This is a genomic window from Klebsiella sp. HN106, from assembly GCF_051209435.1.
GTDB lineage: Bacteria > Pseudomonadota > Gammaproteobacteria > Enterobacterales > Enterobacteriaceae > Klebsiella > Klebsiella oxytoca.
Window position 1 is genome coordinate 413494 of record NZ_JBLURD010000001.1, and the last position, 14174, is coordinate 427667.

Sequence of the window (14174 nt, forward strand, 5' to 3'; positions counted from 1 at the left end):
ACTCCGTGTTAATTACAGCTATAAACGCTGTGAGCCGCTGGCCAACAGCCGATAAAGTTGTTCCGGATCGTCTGAATGCATCAGGGTATGCAGATTATTTTCATCGCTGAGCACGGTGACGATATGCTGGATAAGGTGGATATGCGCGTCGCTGCTGGTAGCCGAAAGGCCCAGAACCACCCGCACAGGGTCGTTTTCCGCATGACCAAACGCCAGCGGTTCGCGCAGCCGGATCGCGCTAATTTGCGCTTTGATCGCTCCCTGTTCCGGACGGGCATGCGGCAGGGCCAGACCAGGGGCGATGACAAAATAAGGGCCCAGCTCGCGATAGCTGGCGATCATCGCCTGGACGTATTGCGGACTGCAGGCCCCCGCGCGGCACAGCGCGTTCCCCGCCTCGCGAATAGCCTCCTCCGGGGTAGCGGCCGGGCAGTCAACGGTTATCGACTGACGTTCAATCATCACGGGCTCCTTGCGTTAAGTGGTGGCGAATGGAGGCCAGGGTGGTCGCCAGCGCCCGGGCAACAAACGCGCGCCCTTTCTCTTCGCTCGCCAGGGTGGGGTCCCCCAGCACCGCATAAGCAGAAAACTCGGTCCAGCGCATCGGCTGATAGCGAAAATTCTGCGGGAATTCGGGATAGTGCGCGCGCGCCTCCGCCATGTTGACGAACTCCGGCGCCAGCGCCAGCATCAGCGAGGTTTCGACCTCGTCGGCATGCATATATCCCGGATAAGCCACCGCCGAGGTTTGTCGTTTTTTTACCTCTTCATCCATACCCGCCCAGCTGTAGCTAAGCAGCGTGATGCCCTGCTCTTTAAGCTGGCGGGAAGCGGCTTTAATCGCGTCAAAGTTGCCGTAATGCGCGTTGATCACCGCCGTGGTGGTAATACCGTAGCTGGCCATGTTTTCCGCCAGCGCCACCAGCAGCGACGTCAGCCGTTCATTACCGATATCAATCGCGCCCGCATGCCCGCGCAGCGACCAGACCTGGCTATAGGAGACAACCGGCAGGCTCAGCGCGCACTCGCCCAACTGCTCATCAAGCCGCGCGCAAAACCGCTCGGCCAGCAGGTTATCGGTATCCAGCGGCAGGTGATCGCCGTGCGGTTCGACCGCGCCAAGGGGCAGTAAGGCTATCCGCGCCTTTTGTAGCGCCCGCCTGGCCTCGCGCTCATTTAAATGGTGCAGCTTCATGACGCCTCCTCAGGCAAAAGCGAGGTAACGCGCCGGGTTTTCGACGAAGAAATCATGCAGCAACGCTTCGCCGTCAAACCCCGCCTCCCGGGCCTCTTCCATGAATCTTGGCCGCCAGTCGCTGAGGATGAACTTCAGCCCCAGTCCCCCTTTGCCGTAATGCGCGCTCATGGATTTACGGGCAAAATCACCGCCGATCAAAATCTGCTTTTGATGACCGCGCTGGCAGAGCGCCAGGATGGCCTGGGTGCGAATGTGCTCAGGGTGATATTTAATGCGGCTGATACCGTCAAATGAGAGAAACGCCCCGGTGTTGGCGATCTGACGGTGCAGCCAGGGGTCAGGATTGCGATCCATATGGGCAAAACATAAGCGGGACAAATCCAGTCCCCATTTTTTAAAGATCCGCGCCTGTTCGAGTCCCATCGTCCCCATTTCCGTATGGCTGTGCATCGGCGCCCCGGTACGCTGCTGGGCGCGAACGATAACCTCCATGGTTTTGTATTCCAGAGGGGAAATGGCGTTATAGCCGGTGCCACATTTCACTACGCCGGCCCGATGCGCGGTGCCTTCGATTCCCTCGGTGACCTCGCGGCAAACGTGTTCAACCAGTTCGTCGACGTCAGAACGCTCAATCCACTCGGCAAAAGTTTGCGCTGTGCCCGGTCGCCGACTACTCCACAGAAACCCTTTGTTAAAACCCGCGGTGGCAATAATGTGCAGCTGCTGGCGCTGCGCCATGGCCGCGACAGCAGCGGCCTGACGACCATAATCCGGCGCGGTGGCGTCGTAGATGGCATTGCCTCCCGCCTGGCGGAAGTCGCTTAATTCACGCTCAGAAGCCTGTGGATCGTCGAGCAAGAGGTCGTCATCCTGACGCTCGGCCCAATAGGGCGGAATACAGTAGATATGGTCGTGGCTGTAGGTTACGCCCAGCTGATTAGCGGAAATATCCCCGTTTAACGTTCGAATGATGGCCATGTTTCTTACTCTCCGGAACGGATAAGAAGGTGCCTTCAACATAGGCGCGACCCACTTGACCAGTCAAGTGATCAAGTTCGCATCAATCATATTAAATTCTTATCTGTGAGGTGGGTCGACATTAACATTTATGTGGCGTTGTCACGTAAATAGATTCGGGCTAAAAAACCGTTACTCATGGAAAAATATAGGTGTTTCGGATGAGGCGATTTAATTTATATTCCATTATTTCAATGAGATACGCACATACCAAACCAATACATTTCAGACTAATAATCAATACATTTGATTAAAATGTTTAATTGAATGAATCGATAAAGAGAGTATTGTTAAAAACAATGATGAGCGGAGATAAATAAATGTTACGAGATTTCTTGAAGGTAGAAAAAGAGGATCGACTGGTGGAACAGCAGGACGCCAGCAGCGATAACGGCAATTCAACGGACGTCACCGAATGGATAATTGTGAGTAAAAATGGCGATAAAAAAGGCCGGGTGGCGTTATTCAATCAATTTTCCACCCGTCGTTCGTATTGCGTGAATTATCGCATTACCCAGTTTGATAATAGCGGCAAAGTTGTCGTAGACCGGCTGGCAGAATCTCTCTAATCACGGGAAACGCAACACACCGGCGTTTTGGTCACCTGTCGCCAGAGCTCGCAGAACAATAACCGATTAGTGCCGCCGCCCGCGCCTTTATCCGGGACCGTCGCTGGCGGCGGCCAGCAGCGGCACAATCACATCGCTTAACGGCGTGGCAATGTGGTAAATACGGCCGTAACGCTGCACGACCCCGTTACGAATATCCCACTCCAGCGGTAGACCAGCCTCACGGTCGGTGAGTATAGAAGTACTTAAGTCCGGAGGCGCGCGATGAAATCCCGCGACGATCTCCTGCGCCACGCTCTCGTCCAGCCTGGCGCCTGCGGCGCGAGCAACCTTCAGCCCCTCCTGCAGATAAGCAAAAGCCAGCGCGGTGATATCTTCGCGCGCAAACATGCCTGCCCGCCGTCCCGCCAGTACCATCAGGCCCGCAACCGCGTTTTGCAGCAGTTTACGCCACGCCACGGAGAGAAAATCGTCGCTAATATCCACTGCGCAGCGCGTGTCCCGTAGCGCATACTGGACCCGTTCAGCCCCCTGCGCATCGGGCAGCGTCAGGCGCGGTTTCGCCCGCAGCCAGACCGATGCTTCCGGTTCGCGCTGCGCGGGGAACCAGACGACCGACGGCAGTACCGTCGCTTCCGCGACATGAGGCGCGAAAAGCGCTCGTTGTTCAACGCCATTTTGCAGCACGCAAACCACCGTTTGCGCATGGCATAGCGCTTTAAGCCACGGCGCAATAGCGGCAATTTGCGTTGCTTTTACCGCCACAAAAAGCAGATCGAACGGCGCAACGACCGAAGACGGTTCAGTGACGACTGGCCCCGGAACCACAATCGTTCCGCCATCGAAACGTAGCGATAGCTGCGGGTGAGCGCGCCGGCCGCATACCAGAGGCGTTCGACCCACCTCGTGCAGCGCGGCGGCGATGGTGGTGCCAATTGCGCCGGGACCAATCAACGCAACGGTGGGTTCTTCAACATTCATCTATGCCTCCAGGCCGCCTCCGGCCCCTGAGATTTCATGGCTACATAACATAAACGCGACTTCGTTCGCATTACCATTTTATTCATATGGGTAATCTGAATGTGTGTGTCGTCGTACACACTTTCTCCATTAACAAGGAAGGTACATGTTTCCAGAATACAGAGAGCTGATTTCTCGATTGAAAACCACGCACCCGCGCTTTCAGTCGCTATTCGAAAAACATAACGCACTCGATCACGACATTTCCCGGATAGAAGGAGTCGATGGCAAAGGATACAGTCTCGAGCTCGTACAGATGAAGAAAGAAAAACTTATGTTGAAGGATGAAATGCTCAAAATCCTCCAGCATGAAAGCCTGATGTAGACGATAAGGCCGCCGCCATGGCGGCCTTCTTATACCGCCTGACTACGAGCGAATAAACGCCAGCAGATCGGCGTTAATCACATCGGCGTGGGAGGTATGCATGCCATGCGGAAAGCCGGGATAAATTTTCAGCTGGCTGTTCGGCAGCAGCTTATCCTGCAGTATCGCCGCGTTTTGATAAGGCACCACCTGATCGTCATCGCCCTGCATCACCAGCACCGGCAGCGTAATGGCTTTTAAATCTTCGGTCTGGTCGGTTTCAGAGAAGGCTTTAATCCCCTCATAATGCGCTTTTGCGCTACCGGTCATGCCCTGCCGCCACCAGTTCTGAATAGTGCCCTGGGACACCTCCGCGCCCTCGCGGTTAAAGCCATAAAATGGGCCGGACGCCACGTCGAGATAAAACTGCGAGCGATTGGCAGCCAGCGCCTGGCGAAAACCATCGAAGACTTCAATTGGCGTACCGCCAGGATTGCTCTCCGTTTTGACCATCAAGGGCGGAACCGAACTGATCAGCACCGCTTTGGCAACGCGCCCCTGCGGTTGTCCATACTTCGCCACGTAGCGCGCGACCTGCCCGCCGCCGGTAGAGTGCCCGACATGAACGGCGTTATGCAGATCCAGATGCTCCGCCACCGCGGAGGCATCGGCGGCATAATGATCCATATCGTGACCGTCACTCACCTGATCTGAACGACCGTGACCGCGTCGGTCAATCGCAATCACCCGGAAGCCTTCTGCCAGGAAGAAAAGCATCTGGTTATCCCAATCATCGGCGCTTAATGGCCAGCCGTGATGAAATACGATGGGCTGCGCCTCTTTCGGGCCCCAGTCCTTAAAGTAAATGTTGACGCCGTCTTTGGTGGTCACAAATGCCATGTTACAAACTCCTCTGAAGAGAAAACAAGGCTGCGGGCCTGACGCCTGCAGTTGGTCGGGTGTAAAGGTCGGATGCTCAGCCTTAACGAGCGTGTCTCGTCAGGTTTGAAAGTGATGCGCAGAAAAAGTGTAGATGATTTTTGCGATGCCGGAGATGCGAAAAGAATTCAACAAATGGGCTGTAGAAAGCCCATTAAATAAAGTCGTCAGGGTCATTTAACGCTGGATAAACTTAGTAACGCCTGATGGTCACCGTTGCCGCGCCGGGCTGGTCGAGCGAGGCCAGTCCCTCTTCCACCCGCCCGAGCTTTATCAGACCGGGCGAGTGGCGAAAGTCTTCGCGAAAAATAGCCAGGTTGCCCCACGGCGCGTAATAGGCCATATCGCCGCGTCGCGGAGTCATTGATTCGCCAGCATCCACATCGCGCAGCTTCTCCGGCAGCCAGGCGATCTTTTCCGTAGAACCATAATCCTCAAGCTTCACCGTCATTGGCAGCTGCGCCACAAACGCACTAGCCGCAGCGCTCTCGTCCAGCAAGCCGACGACCGTGACGCCCTTAAATACAAACTCAATCTTCACCGCGTTCTCCCTGGCGGCGGCGGATGCCGCGCCCGTCATCATGATCAAAATGGATAGCACCGCACCGAGCGTTTTCAGCATCCGCTCACCCTGCCAGACCGCGAGCGTGCAGGACTTCCCCCACCACCGCTACTGCCGAAAAGGCGTTTGGCCAGCCGGCATAGAACGCGGCATGAGCAACAATCTCCCCCGCCTCTTGCGCGGTAAGGCCGTTATCCATCGCCCGGTTAAGGTGGTAGCCAATTTGCGCGCTTTGCCCGGCGGCGATCAGCGCGCTGACCGTCACCAGACTACGATCGCGCGGTTTCAGCCCCGGCCGCTGCCACAGGTCGAGAAACAGCGGTTGAGCGGTAAACTTCACCAGCCCGGGCGAAATTGCGCCGAAGTTGTGCTCCACCGTTGACGAGCGCTGATTTTCCGCTGCCTGATTAAGCGCCAGCAGCTCGGGGGATGCCGAAGCCAGCTGCTCGCGGCGGATACCGCGGGCGGCAAAGATATCTTTCGTGACCGCAACGGCGGCCATCGCGTTAGGCCAGCCGGAATAAAAAGCCAGATGCGTGATGATCTCGGAAATTTCGACCGGCGTGACGGCGTTATCCAGGGCAACATCAACATACTGTTTTAGCTCGGCGGGCTGGTTACGCGCGATCAGAATCGCCACCGTCACGATGCTGCGATCGCGACGCGAGAGTTCACTTCTCTGCCAGAGATCGTCTATCAGCACCTCGCTGCCGAAACGGACAAGCGCGGGCGCGACGGACTGGACATCCTCAGCGGACAGTACGGTTGGGCTAAGTGGAACCATTTTTTCACCTCTCTTTTCTTCTGCCTGGACAGGCGCGCCCAGCATCAACGACATTGCCGCAGCGGCAATAAAAGCTTTCATCCTGTACTCCTTCCCGGCACGTTAATTCTTCAGCCTTTCCACCAGTTGACGCTGGTACTCAGGCAGTTGACTGCGGCTGGCGCTCTGAAAAACCAGCGGAGGAAGCCAGATCATTCCCGCATGCAGAGCGCTGGCCTTCATCGGCGTGAAGACGTCGGCGAGGCTGACGCCAGTTCGCCCGGATTCGCCGTATGTCGATTCTCCTCCCGCGGCGGTCGTAACAATCAGCATCTCTTTACCCTGCCATACGCCCGGCCCCACGCTGCCCCAGGTATCGTTCAGCCAGGCCTTCATCATTGGCGTGATGTTGAACCAGTGGGTCGGGAAGATAAACACGACGCGCGAGTGTTCCCGCATCAATCGACGCTCGGCATCGGCATTGATATTGCGGCTGTCATAGCCGTAAAGCGTCTCAAGATTGCGTACGGTCACGCCGGGCACGCTTTGCGCTGCGGCTTGAAGACCTTTCGTCAACACCGATTGCTCAGGGTAAGGATGAGAGACGATAACCAGCGTTTTAACCTCGGCGGCATGGCTGACGCGGTTATGACTAAACAGAACGATGGCGATGGCCACAAACCACAGCAGACCGGCGAAATTGCGGGGCGAATATGTCATTGAGCTCTCCTTCTCTTTTGCCACAGGTTAAGCCGCGCAAAAAGAAGGAGCCAGCCCTCGCTATCGAATGGGGCTGTGAGCCATTTTCATCAATCAGGCTACAAACCGAGCGGCTGCAGTTCACGGACCAGCGCGATCAGCAGGCGCAATCCGGTAGGGATCTGGTGTCGGCTGGAGTAATAGATATAGAATCCCGGCCCGTAAGAGGCCCAGTCGGTGAGCACCAGACGCAGGCGCCCCTCGCTGACGTGCTGCTTAATCAGCGGCTCCGGCAGGTACATCAGGCCGAATCCTTGAAGGATGGCCACCACGCCCGTCTCCGCCAGATCGACGGTTAACAGCGGCGGCACTTTGATCGTCAGCTGCTCTTCACCGCGCTCAAACTCCCATTTATAAATCCGATTGTTTCCCAGACGGTTGCTGACGCAGCGGTGGTGCTGAAGATCGTTGGGGTGCAGGGGCTCGCCGAAGCGGGCAAGATAATCGGGCGACGCGGCGACGACCCAGCGCACATCGGCGGAGAGACGCTGCGCCACCATATCTTCCGGTACGGTACCGCCATAGCGGATACCGGCGTCAAAACGCGCTTCGGTGACATCAACAATGCGGTTACTGGCCACGATATCCAGCTCAATATCGGGATAGCGTTCGGCAAAAACGGGCAGGATCGGCGCCAGCAGCAGCGTGGCTGCCTCGACGGCGACGTTGAGCCGAATATGTCCCGCAGGCGAGTCGCGAAACTGGTTGAGCTGTTCAATCGCGCCATCGATGGCGGCCACCGGCTCGCTCACCGCGCTGGCCAGACTCTCGCCTGCCGCCGTCAGGGTTACGCTTTTGGTCGTACGGTTCAGCAGACGCACGCCCAGCCGCGCCTCAAACCCCTTCAGGGCATGGCTCAGCGTCGAGGCGCTTACGCCGAGCTCGACGGCGGCCTTACTAAAACTGCGATGACGAGCGATGGCGCAAAAATAGACCAGGTCGGCCATATCGGAACGGTTTACATTCATACGTTCTCGCTAACCAGATAGAAAATAAGCTGAAAAAACAACGTTACCTTGATTTGATGGCGTAAAGCAATCTGGCGTAACGCCAGTTCTGGCCGGAAAAGCGGCCTCCATTGATTCTGGGCGTCAATCATTATGCCATTGACATTGACCTATCAAACTAGTTTACTAGTACAAGATAAATTTCAGGATAGCGAATAATGCAACGCGTAATCATCATGAATCTGCACGGCTGGTGGCGTACTTCCCGATAACGGGCAGTATCGTCACGTCTGCAGTTTGCACACCGATACCCGGCCCGCTAAAACGCGGGCTTTTTTTCGCCCGGATTTTACGCATAGGATGCATCTGCCGAAGTGCAAGCAGCCGGGAGCCGCTGCGCAGTACCCGATTTCACTTCATGTGCAGCGTCCTTTCCGGGGGCAGACCCCGAATCATCAGACACTGCACATACAACAAGGAGCAATAATGAGTCCCTTACTTAACCCCTACTTTGGCGAATTCGGCGGTACGTACGTTCCGCAGATCCTCATCCCCGCGCTACGCCAGCTGGAGGAGGCGTTTGTTAGCGCACGTGAAGATCCGCGCTTTCAGGCGGAATTAACCCATCTATTGAAAAACTACGCCGGTCGCCCGACGGCGCTAACGCGCTGCCGTAACCTGACGCAGGGTACGCGCACTACCCTGTATCTCAAACGTGAAGATCTGTTGCACGGCGGCGCGCATAAGACTAATCAGGTGCTCGGCCAGGCGCTGCTGGCAAAACGGATGGGCAAAACCGAAATTATTGCCGAAACCGGCGCCGGTCAGCACGGCGTGGCCTCGGCGCTGGCCAGCGCGCTGCTGGGCCTGAAGTGCCGTATCTACATGGGGGCGAAAGATATTGAACGTCAGTCGCCAAACGTCTTTCGTATGCGCCTGATGGGGGCCGAAGTGATCCCGGTGCACAGCGGCTCAGCCACCCTGAAAGATGCTTCGAATGAAGCGCTGCGCGACTGGTCCGGGAGCTATGAGACCGCCCACTTTATGCTGGGCACCGCCGCTGGCCCGCATCCTTTCCCGACTATCGTACGCGAATTTCAGCGCATCATCGGCGAAGAGACCAAAGCGCAGATCCTCGAAAAAGAGGGGCGCCTGCCGGATGCGGTTATCGCCTGCGTTGGCGGAGGTTCCAACGCCATCGGCATGTTCGCTGACTTTATCGATACGCCCCAGGTCGGACTGATTGGCGTTGAGCCCGCTGGCCTGGGTATCGAGACCGGGGAACACGGCGCGCCGTTGAAACACGGGCGGACCGGCATCTATTTCGGCATGAAAACGCCGCTGATGCAAACCGATGACGGCCAGATCAAAGAGTCCTGCTCTATTTCCGCCGGCCTCGATTTCCCGGCCGTCGGGCCGCAGCATGCCTATCTGAACAGTATTGGCCGCGCGGAATACGTTTCGGTCACCGACGATGAAGCGCTGGCGGCATTTAAAACCCTGAGCCGTTCTGAAGGCATTATTCCGGCACTTGAGTCATCCCACGCCCTCACGCATGCCTTAAGAATGATGCGCGACAATCCGCAACAAGAGCAGCTGCTGGTGGTGAACCTTTCCGGCCGCGGCGATAAGGACATCTTTACCGTGCACGACATTCTGCAAGCGCGAGGAGAAATGTGATGAAACGCTATAACGATATGTTTTCGCGACTGCAAACTCGGGGAGAAGGCGCGTTCATTCCCTTCGTGATGCTCGGCGACCCGCAGCCGGATCTGTCGCTGCAAATTATCGATGCGCTGATCGAGGGCGGAGCCGATGCGCTGGAACTGGGGATTCCCTTCTCCGATCCGCTGGCCGACGGCCCGACAATACAAAATGCCGCCCTGCGCGCGTTTGCAGCCAACGTCACCCCTGCGCGCTGCTTTGACATGCTGGCCGCCATTCGCGCCAGGTATCCGGCGCTGCCCATCGGTCTGCTGATGTACGCAAACCTGGTGTATAACCGGGGAATCGAGACGTTTTATGCCACCTGCGCCCGCGCGGGCGTCGATTCTGTGCTGGTAGCAGACGTCCCGTTCGAAGAGTCGGCGCCGTTCCGCGAGGCCGCGATGCGCCATGATATTGCGCCCGTGTTTATCTGCCCACCCAATGCGGACGATGAGCTGCTGCGACACATTGCCGCTCACGGCCGCGGTTACACCTACCTGCTGTCGCGCGCGGGCGTAACCGGCGCGGAAAAACGCGCCGCGCTGCCGCTGGAACATCTGGTCTCTAAGCTTGGTGACTATCAGGCGCCACCGCCGATTCAGGGGTTTGGTATTTCAACCCCGGAACAGGTGGCGGATGCCATGAAAGCGGGAGCCGCCGGGGCTATTTCCGGCTCAGCAATAGTGAAAATCATCGAACAACACCAGGACGATCGGGAGGCGATGCTCTGTCAGTTGAAGGCTTTCGCCCGCAACCTGAAAACAGCCACCGTCAGGCCAACATAGCGTGGGGTTAATGCGGCAAAATGCCGGTGGTGATGAATATCCATCACCGGCAATATCGTCTGGCCGCTAAGGGATATGCAGGGTAACGTAAAAAGGGAGCTTGCTGCTCTGGCCTGAGTGCTGCAAAATTTAGCCCGTTTCCCCAGACACCATCATTCGGCCACCTGACAATCCTGTTTTTATCCGACCGAGGCGCATTTATGTTACCTGAGTGTGATAAAGCCATCATCCTGCTGCATGAAATCTACGGCATTAATGCGCATATTCAGCGAACCGCCGCGACCTGGCGCAGCCGCGGCTTCGATGTCTACACGCCAGCGCTTTTTCCCCACTCTGCGCCGTTCGCCTATGAGCAGCAGGAGCAAGCCTGGCGTCACTTTAACGATAACGTCGGATTCGACACCACCGCCATTGAGTCGCTGCTGGCCGAGCTGAAAACAAAATATGGCATGCTAATCCTCATCGGCTATAGCGTGGGCGCCACCTTAGCCTGGCTGGCCGCCAGAAGCGGTTTCTGCAACGCCGCGATTTGCCACTACGGCTCGCGGATCCGCCACTACAGCGACGTTGCGCCGCCCTGCCCGACGCTGGTGATTCTCGCCAGCGAGGAACCGGCGTTCGATCCCCGGGTAATGCAAGATCAGCTGGAGAACGTTCCCTCCGTGACCTGCCGGATGTTCAATGCGCAGCACGGCTTTTGCGACGCTGACAGTCCGGCGTGGGATCCGCGCCTTACGCAGCAGGCAGACGAAGATACGCTGCAGTTTTTAACGCTTATTCAGCAAAGACAGGAGGCCTGATGCAACAGGTATTTCAATGGATTAACGAACCCGCAACATGGTCGGAAGAGGACGGCTCACTTAGCGTCGTAACCGATGAGGAAACCGACTTCTGGCGCGAAACCTGGTACGGGTTTGAGCGCTTCTCCGGGCATATCTATGCCACGGAAGCCGCGGGGGATTTCACCTTTCAGGTGCGGGTGCGCGCAGATTTCAGCACCCTGTATGACCAGGCGGGGATTATGTTAATGCAGGACGCCCGGCACTGGCTTAAGGCCGGTATCGAGTACAACGACGGCGCGCCCGCCATCGGTAGCGTACTGACGCTGGGAACTTCAGACTGGGCCACCGGCATTTTTCCAGGCAACCCCGCGGCGTTCTGGCTGCGCCTGACCCGTCGGGGCGAAGCGCTGCGCCTGCAGTACTCAACGGATGGCCACCAGTGGCCGCTACTGCGGCTGTGCCCTTTTCCGACCGGCGCCGCGAAAGTGGGCATCATGTGCTGTACGCCACAGCGCAGCGGCCTGCGGGTTAATTTCGACGAAATATCGCTGCTGCCGCCCAACGATAAAGATTTGCACGATTTAAGCTGAGGGGAGCCCCCAGGGCGGACGCTTTCGCTGAATAATCGCGACGAAGGTATGATTTCTGGCTGCCGGGACTGCATGACTTCTCACCTTGCTGCTAGATTGGCAACAACTTGCAGGCGAAAAGGAGGAGGCGTCATGTTTTCCTATATTATGCTCGGCACTAACGATCTGCCGCGCGCCATTCGTTTTTACGATCCTTTGATGGAGATGCTGGGGCAGCCGCAAAGCGGCCGAAGCGATCAAGGCGCATCGTGGGGGACATTCAGCGGAAACAGCACCATCGGGCTGTGCGTTGGCCAACCGTTTAATCAGCAGCAGGCAACAACCGGCAACGGCGTTATGGTGGCTCTGAACGCACGTTCGGTTGAGCATATTCAGCAGCTGCATCAGCTGGCGCTCAGTCTGGGAGGAAGCGATGAAGGCGCTCCGGGACATCGCCCGCAGTACGGTGAAGGTTTCCACAGCGCCTACGTCAGAGATCCGGACGGCAATAAGCTGGCATTTGTTTATTATGTAAACGCCGACTGAGGCCGCCGGCCGGCAAATTCAGGCAGGGTTGTCCATTGCGAGACCCTGTCTGTCTCTGAGCGGCGCGCCGGATGCGGTTAGCCTGATGAGACGACCGCAGCCCACTGCGATGGTCCGCATCAGCCCTCGGTAAACATTCCCGACGTAAAGGTCGCCCTCATGGCTTCGATCTCTTCCTGGCGGGCCGCGTTTAAGGCAGACAGCATATTGCAGGTAAAATCCAGAAAGCCAACGCCGTTGGCGGTGACCAGGTTACCGTCGCGGACCGATGGCACGTTTTTGTACCGTGAGGCGCCGCGATAGGCTGACCCCGCCCTGCTCTGCAGGTATGCCAGGCCGTTGGAGGTATGGTCAACATCATTAAGAAAACCGTGTGCGCCGAGGAATGCCGAAGCATCGCATATTGCGCCGACGACGATCTGCCGCGCCTGCGCTTGCTGAACCAGAGGCACAACCCGCTGAGCCTCCTCTCCCCACCAGTTCATTCCCCCCACCAGCACCAGAGCAGCGTAGTCATCAGGTATCGTCTGGAAGGTATAATCCGGCAGACAGCGCACCCCGCCAATTGACCTCACGGGCCCCTCATCCGCAGCTACGGTCCTGACTTCGTAGCGCGGCTCCCATACGCCAAACCCCCGGCGCAGGCCGGGTGCCAGCAGCGAAAACTCCCAGTCGGCATACTCCTGGATGAGGACAAACAGCACTTCTTTACGCGTATCCATAGACAGGGTTTTCTCCTTTTTTAAACAGAATTTGCCGTCGCAATATCCGGCGAGTCGATCGACACTGGTCGCCGCGTCGTCACCAGAAACTGTATAAATGCACAGTAAGAAAGGCAAGGTTATTTTTCCACCGTGGACAACCGGGCTCCATTTTTGCGAGTCAGCTCCCCGGATAGCAATCTATCCGGGGAAACGGGCTATCATCTCCTGAGATCTGAGCCGGTATTTAATGAAATTCGCCTGCGCGCCAGAAGAAGTTCCTTCACGATATAAAGCCTGTGTCCTTCTGGCCGTATCCTCGGCGAACGTAGCTCTTTCAGCGTAATTCCGGCGATATCGCCCGCCGCCAGACATTTGCGGATCGCGCTGCCGCTAAGGCCGAGCTGTCTACGTAGCACCGCCAGTAAGCTGACCTGAAAAGCGCGCTCGACGTAGACGTTGACGCTGACCTGAGCAGCACGGACAAGGCTGATTCGCCAGCCTTCCCGTACGACGAATTCAGGCGAACCCGCTAACAACGCGCTATTGCGCCGCAGAACCTGCAAATCGTGAGAGTAGTCCTCTGCAGCAGATTTATCGTTTGCCATGAGTCGCTCATAGAGGTGTGGATCTATTTTACTGACGGGTAAACGAGAGAACAGGCTGATGTTCCAGGTGTATGCGCAGCGGACGCACTTATAGATACTCCAGACATCGAGCTGTTTTTTTTGCGAATTGATCCGGAAGGCTCCGGATGGCGTGAATTTCTGCTGCCCATGGCAGGCGGGACAGCGTTTGCTTAGCAGCTGGTAGCCCGCAGGGCTGACGTTCCATGTGACTTTCATGGTGAACCTTTTTTTTAACCCATACAAAAGCGGATCCGTCGATAACGGACCGTGATATTTGCAATGTGAAAAATATTTAGAGAATACTTTTCAGTGGGTTAAAAAAAGATTTCCAACGCGACTACCCTGTCTGACCGCTAATGAAGAGGCCAAGAATACCA

The 14174-nt window shown here is 56.9% G+C and carries 18 protein-coding genes and 1 other annotated feature; of the genes, 7 read left to right on the plus strand and 11 right to left on the minus strand.

The genetic code is table 11. The features are described 5' to 3' along the window. Window positions 1–18: 18 nt before the first annotated feature. Genes ACSIPU_RS01860 through ACSIPU_RS01870 form a run of 3 tightly spaced genes read right to left on the minus strand, consistent with a single transcriptional unit; the run spans window position 19 to window position 2176 of the window. Window positions 19–462, minus strand: coding sequence for a PTS sugar transporter subunit IIA (locus ACSIPU_RS01860; protein ID WP_004102169.1), 444 nt, complete (start codon window positions 460–462; stop codon window positions 19–21). Next, a complete protein-coding gene (locus ACSIPU_RS01865; RefSeq protein ID WP_004113156.1) occupies window positions 455–1195 on the minus strand; it encodes a creatininase family protein in 741 nt (246 codons plus the stop codon). Before ACSIPU_RS01865 ends, ACSIPU_RS01860 begins: the two co-directional genes overlap by 8 nt. Window positions 1196–1204: 9 nt before the next feature. Then, the gene (locus ACSIPU_RS01870; RefSeq protein WP_196557553.1) at window positions 1205–2176 is read right to left on the minus strand and encodes a phosphotriesterase family protein; all 972 of its coding nucleotides are present in this window, start codon (window positions 2174–2176) and stop codon (window positions 1205–1207) included. 359 nt (window positions 2177–2535) lie between these two features. Between ACSIPU_RS01870 and ACSIPU_RS01875 the strand changes: the two genes are divergently transcribed. Continuing rightward, window positions 2536–2784, plus strand: a complete 249-nt coding sequence (locus ACSIPU_RS01875; RefSeq protein WP_004102175.1) for a hypothetical protein — start codon at window positions 2536–2538, stop codon at window positions 2782–2784. An 87-nt stretch (window positions 2785–2871) separates the two neighbouring features. Here the strand turns inward: ACSIPU_RS01875 and ACSIPU_RS01880 are convergent, their stop codons facing one another. Further along, entirely contained in the window at window positions 2872–3765 is an 894-nt protein-coding gene (locus tag ACSIPU_RS01880; protein ID WP_004113159.1) for an oxidoreductase, read from the minus strand. A gap of 145 nt (window positions 3766–3910) precedes the next feature. Here ACSIPU_RS01880 and ACSIPU_RS01885 point away from each other — a divergent pair, with 145 nt between their 5' ends. Continuing rightward, window positions 3911–4129 carry a YdcH family protein gene (locus ACSIPU_RS01885; protein ID WP_004102179.1) on the plus strand — a complete coding sequence of 73 codons (219 nt, stop codon included), beginning with the start codon at window positions 3911–3913 and terminating at the stop codon, window positions 4127–4129. A 42-nt stretch (window positions 4130–4171) separates the two neighbouring features. Here the strand turns inward: ACSIPU_RS01885 and ACSIPU_RS01890 are convergent, their stop codons facing one another. From ACSIPU_RS01890 to ACSIPU_RS01910, 5 genes are all read right to left on the minus strand, one after another. Further along, window positions 4172–5008 carry an alpha/beta fold hydrolase gene (locus tag ACSIPU_RS01890; protein ID WP_004102181.1) on the minus strand — a complete coding sequence of 279 codons (837 nt, stop codon included), beginning with the start codon at window positions 5006–5008 and terminating at the stop codon, window positions 4172–4174. A 232-nt stretch (window positions 5009–5240) separates the two neighbouring features. After that, a complete protein-coding gene (locus tag ACSIPU_RS01895; protein WP_017145844.1) occupies window positions 5241–5669 on the minus strand; it encodes a cyclophilin-like fold protein in 429 nt (142 codons plus the stop codon). 4 nt (window positions 5670–5673) lie between these two features. Continuing rightward, entirely contained in the window at window positions 5674–6474 is an 801-nt protein-coding gene (locus ACSIPU_RS01900) for a carboxymuconolactone decarboxylase family protein (RefSeq protein ID WP_004113163.1), read from the minus strand. Window positions 6475–6495: 21 nt separating this feature from the next. Then, window positions 6496–7092 carry an NAD(P)H-dependent oxidoreductase gene (locus tag ACSIPU_RS01905; RefSeq protein WP_004113165.1) on the minus strand — a complete coding sequence of 199 codons (597 nt, stop codon included), beginning with the start codon at window positions 7090–7092 and terminating at the stop codon, window positions 6496–6498. A gap of 98 nt (window positions 7093–7190) precedes the next feature. Continuing rightward, complete coding sequence (locus ACSIPU_RS01910) at window positions 7191–8099, minus strand: LysR family transcriptional regulator (RefSeq protein ID WP_023329733.1); 909 nt, start codon at window positions 8097–8099, stop codon at window positions 7191–7193. A gap of 224 nt (window positions 8100–8323) precedes the next feature. Continuing rightward, window positions 8324–8418: a sequence feature (Trp leader region), on the plus strand. A 146-nt stretch (window positions 8419–8564) separates the two neighbouring features. Between ACSIPU_RS01910 and trpB the strand changes: the two genes are divergently transcribed. The 5 genes from trpB (at window position 8565) to ACSIPU_RS01935 (ending at window position 12467) form a co-directional block, all read left to right on the plus strand. Then, window positions 8565–9758 (plus strand): tryptophan synthase subunit beta, encoded by a 1194-nt coding sequence (gene trpB / locus ACSIPU_RS01915; RefSeq protein ID WP_196557549.1) that lies wholly within the window; start codon window positions 8565–8567, stop codon window positions 9756–9758. Continuing rightward, on the plus strand, window positions 9758–10570 hold the full coding sequence (gene trpA, locus ACSIPU_RS01920; protein ID WP_004102196.1) for a tryptophan synthase subunit alpha: 813 nt from the start codon (window positions 9758–9760) through the stop codon (window positions 10568–10570). Before trpB ends, trpA begins: the two co-directional genes overlap by 1 nt. 200 nt (window positions 10571–10770) lie before the next feature. Then, a complete protein-coding gene (locus tag ACSIPU_RS01925; protein ID WP_017145840.1) occupies window positions 10771–11370 on the plus strand; it encodes a dienelactone hydrolase family protein in 600 nt (199 codons plus the stop codon). Further along, window positions 11370–11942: a DUF1349 domain-containing protein gene (locus ACSIPU_RS01930; protein WP_017145839.1), complete on the plus strand. Its 573-nt coding sequence runs from the start codon at window positions 11370–11372 to the stop codon at window positions 11940–11942. Before ACSIPU_RS01925 ends, ACSIPU_RS01930 begins: the two co-directional genes overlap by 1 nt. Before the next feature lie 132 nt (window positions 11943–12074). Beyond that, window positions 12075–12467, plus strand: coding sequence for a VOC family protein (locus ACSIPU_RS01935; RefSeq protein ID WP_017145838.1), 393 nt, complete (start codon window positions 12075–12077; stop codon window positions 12465–12467). Window positions 12468–12586: 119 nt separating this feature from the next. Here ACSIPU_RS01935 and ACSIPU_RS01940 read toward each other — a convergent pair whose 3' ends face one another. Further along, window positions 12587–13189: a DJ-1/PfpI family protein gene (locus ACSIPU_RS01940; protein WP_004102204.1), complete on the minus strand. Its 603-nt coding sequence runs from the start codon at window positions 13187–13189 to the stop codon at window positions 12587–12589. A gap of 200 nt (window positions 13190–13389) precedes the next feature. After that, window positions 13390–14013: a DUF1062 domain-containing protein gene (locus tag ACSIPU_RS01945; protein ID WP_004102205.1), complete on the minus strand. Its 624-nt coding sequence runs from the start codon at window positions 14011–14013 to the stop codon at window positions 13390–13392. Window positions 14014–14174: the final 161 nt, after the last annotated feature.

Excerpts from the sequence above, each read along its gene's own strand:
- ACSIPU_RS01895 (WP_017145844.1), bottom strand. The coding sequence starts at position 5,669 with ATGCTGAAAACGCTCGGTGCGGTGCTATCCATTTTGATCATGATGACG.
- trpB (WP_196557549.1), top strand. The coding sequence starts at position 8,565 with ATGAGTCCCTTACTTAACCCCTACTTTGGCGAATTCGGCGGTACGTAC.
- ACSIPU_RS01935 (WP_017145838.1), top strand. The coding sequence starts at position 12,075 with ATGTTTTCCTATATTATGCTCGGCACTAACGATCTGCCGCGCGCCATT.
- ACSIPU_RS01875 (WP_004102175.1), top strand. The coding sequence starts at position 2,536 with ATGTTACGAGATTTCTTGAAGGTAGAAAAAGAGGATCGACTGGTGGAA.
- ACSIPU_RS01865 (WP_004113156.1), bottom strand. The coding sequence starts at position 1,195 with ATGAAGCTGCACCATTTAAATGAGCGCGAGGCCAGGCGGGCGCTACAA.
- ACSIPU_RS01900 (WP_004113163.1), bottom strand. The coding sequence starts at position 6,474 with ATGAAAGCTTTTATTGCCGCTGCGGCAATGTCGTTGATGCTGGGCGCG.
- ACSIPU_RS01905 (WP_004113165.1), bottom strand. The coding sequence starts at position 7,092 with ATGACATATTCGCCCCGCAATTTCGCCGGTCTGCTGTGGTTTGTGGCC.
- ACSIPU_RS01890 (WP_004102181.1), bottom strand. The coding sequence starts at position 5,008 with ATGGCATTTGTGACCACCAAAGACGGCGTCAACATTTACTTTAAGGAC.
- ACSIPU_RS01925 (WP_017145840.1), top strand. The coding sequence starts at position 10,771 with ATGTTACCTGAGTGTGATAAAGCCATCATCCTGCTGCATGAAATCTAC.
- ACSIPU_RS01930 (WP_017145839.1), top strand. The coding sequence starts at position 11,370 with ATGCAACAGGTATTTCAATGGATTAACGAACCCGCAACATGGTCGGAA.
- ACSIPU_RS01885 (WP_004102179.1), top strand. The coding sequence starts at position 3,911 with ATGTTTCCAGAATACAGAGAGCTGATTTCTCGATTGAAAACCACGCAC.
- ACSIPU_RS01945 (WP_004102205.1), bottom strand. The coding sequence starts at position 14,013 with ATGAAAGTCACATGGAACGTCAGCCCTGCGGGCTACCAGCTGCTAAGC.
- ACSIPU_RS01940 (WP_004102204.1), bottom strand. The coding sequence starts at position 13,189 with ATGGATACGCGTAAAGAAGTGCTGTTTGTCCTCATCCAGGAGTATGCC.
- ACSIPU_RS01880 (WP_004113159.1), bottom strand. The coding sequence starts at position 3,765 with ATGAATGTTGAAGAACCCACCGTTGCGTTGATTGGTCCCGGCGCAATT.
- ACSIPU_RS01860 (WP_004102169.1), bottom strand. The coding sequence starts at position 462 with ATGATTGAACGTCAGTCGATAACCGTTGACTGCCCGGCCGCTACCCCG.
- ACSIPU_RS01870 (WP_196557553.1), bottom strand. The coding sequence starts at position 2,176 with ATGGCCATCATTCGAACGTTAAACGGGGATATTTCCGCTAATCAGCTG.
- trpA (WP_004102196.1), top strand. The coding sequence starts at position 9,758 with ATGAAACGCTATAACGATATGTTTTCGCGACTGCAAACTCGGGGAGAA.
- ACSIPU_RS01910 (WP_023329733.1), bottom strand. The coding sequence starts at position 8,099 with ATGAATGTAAACCGTTCCGATATGGCCGACCTGGTCTATTTTTGCGCC.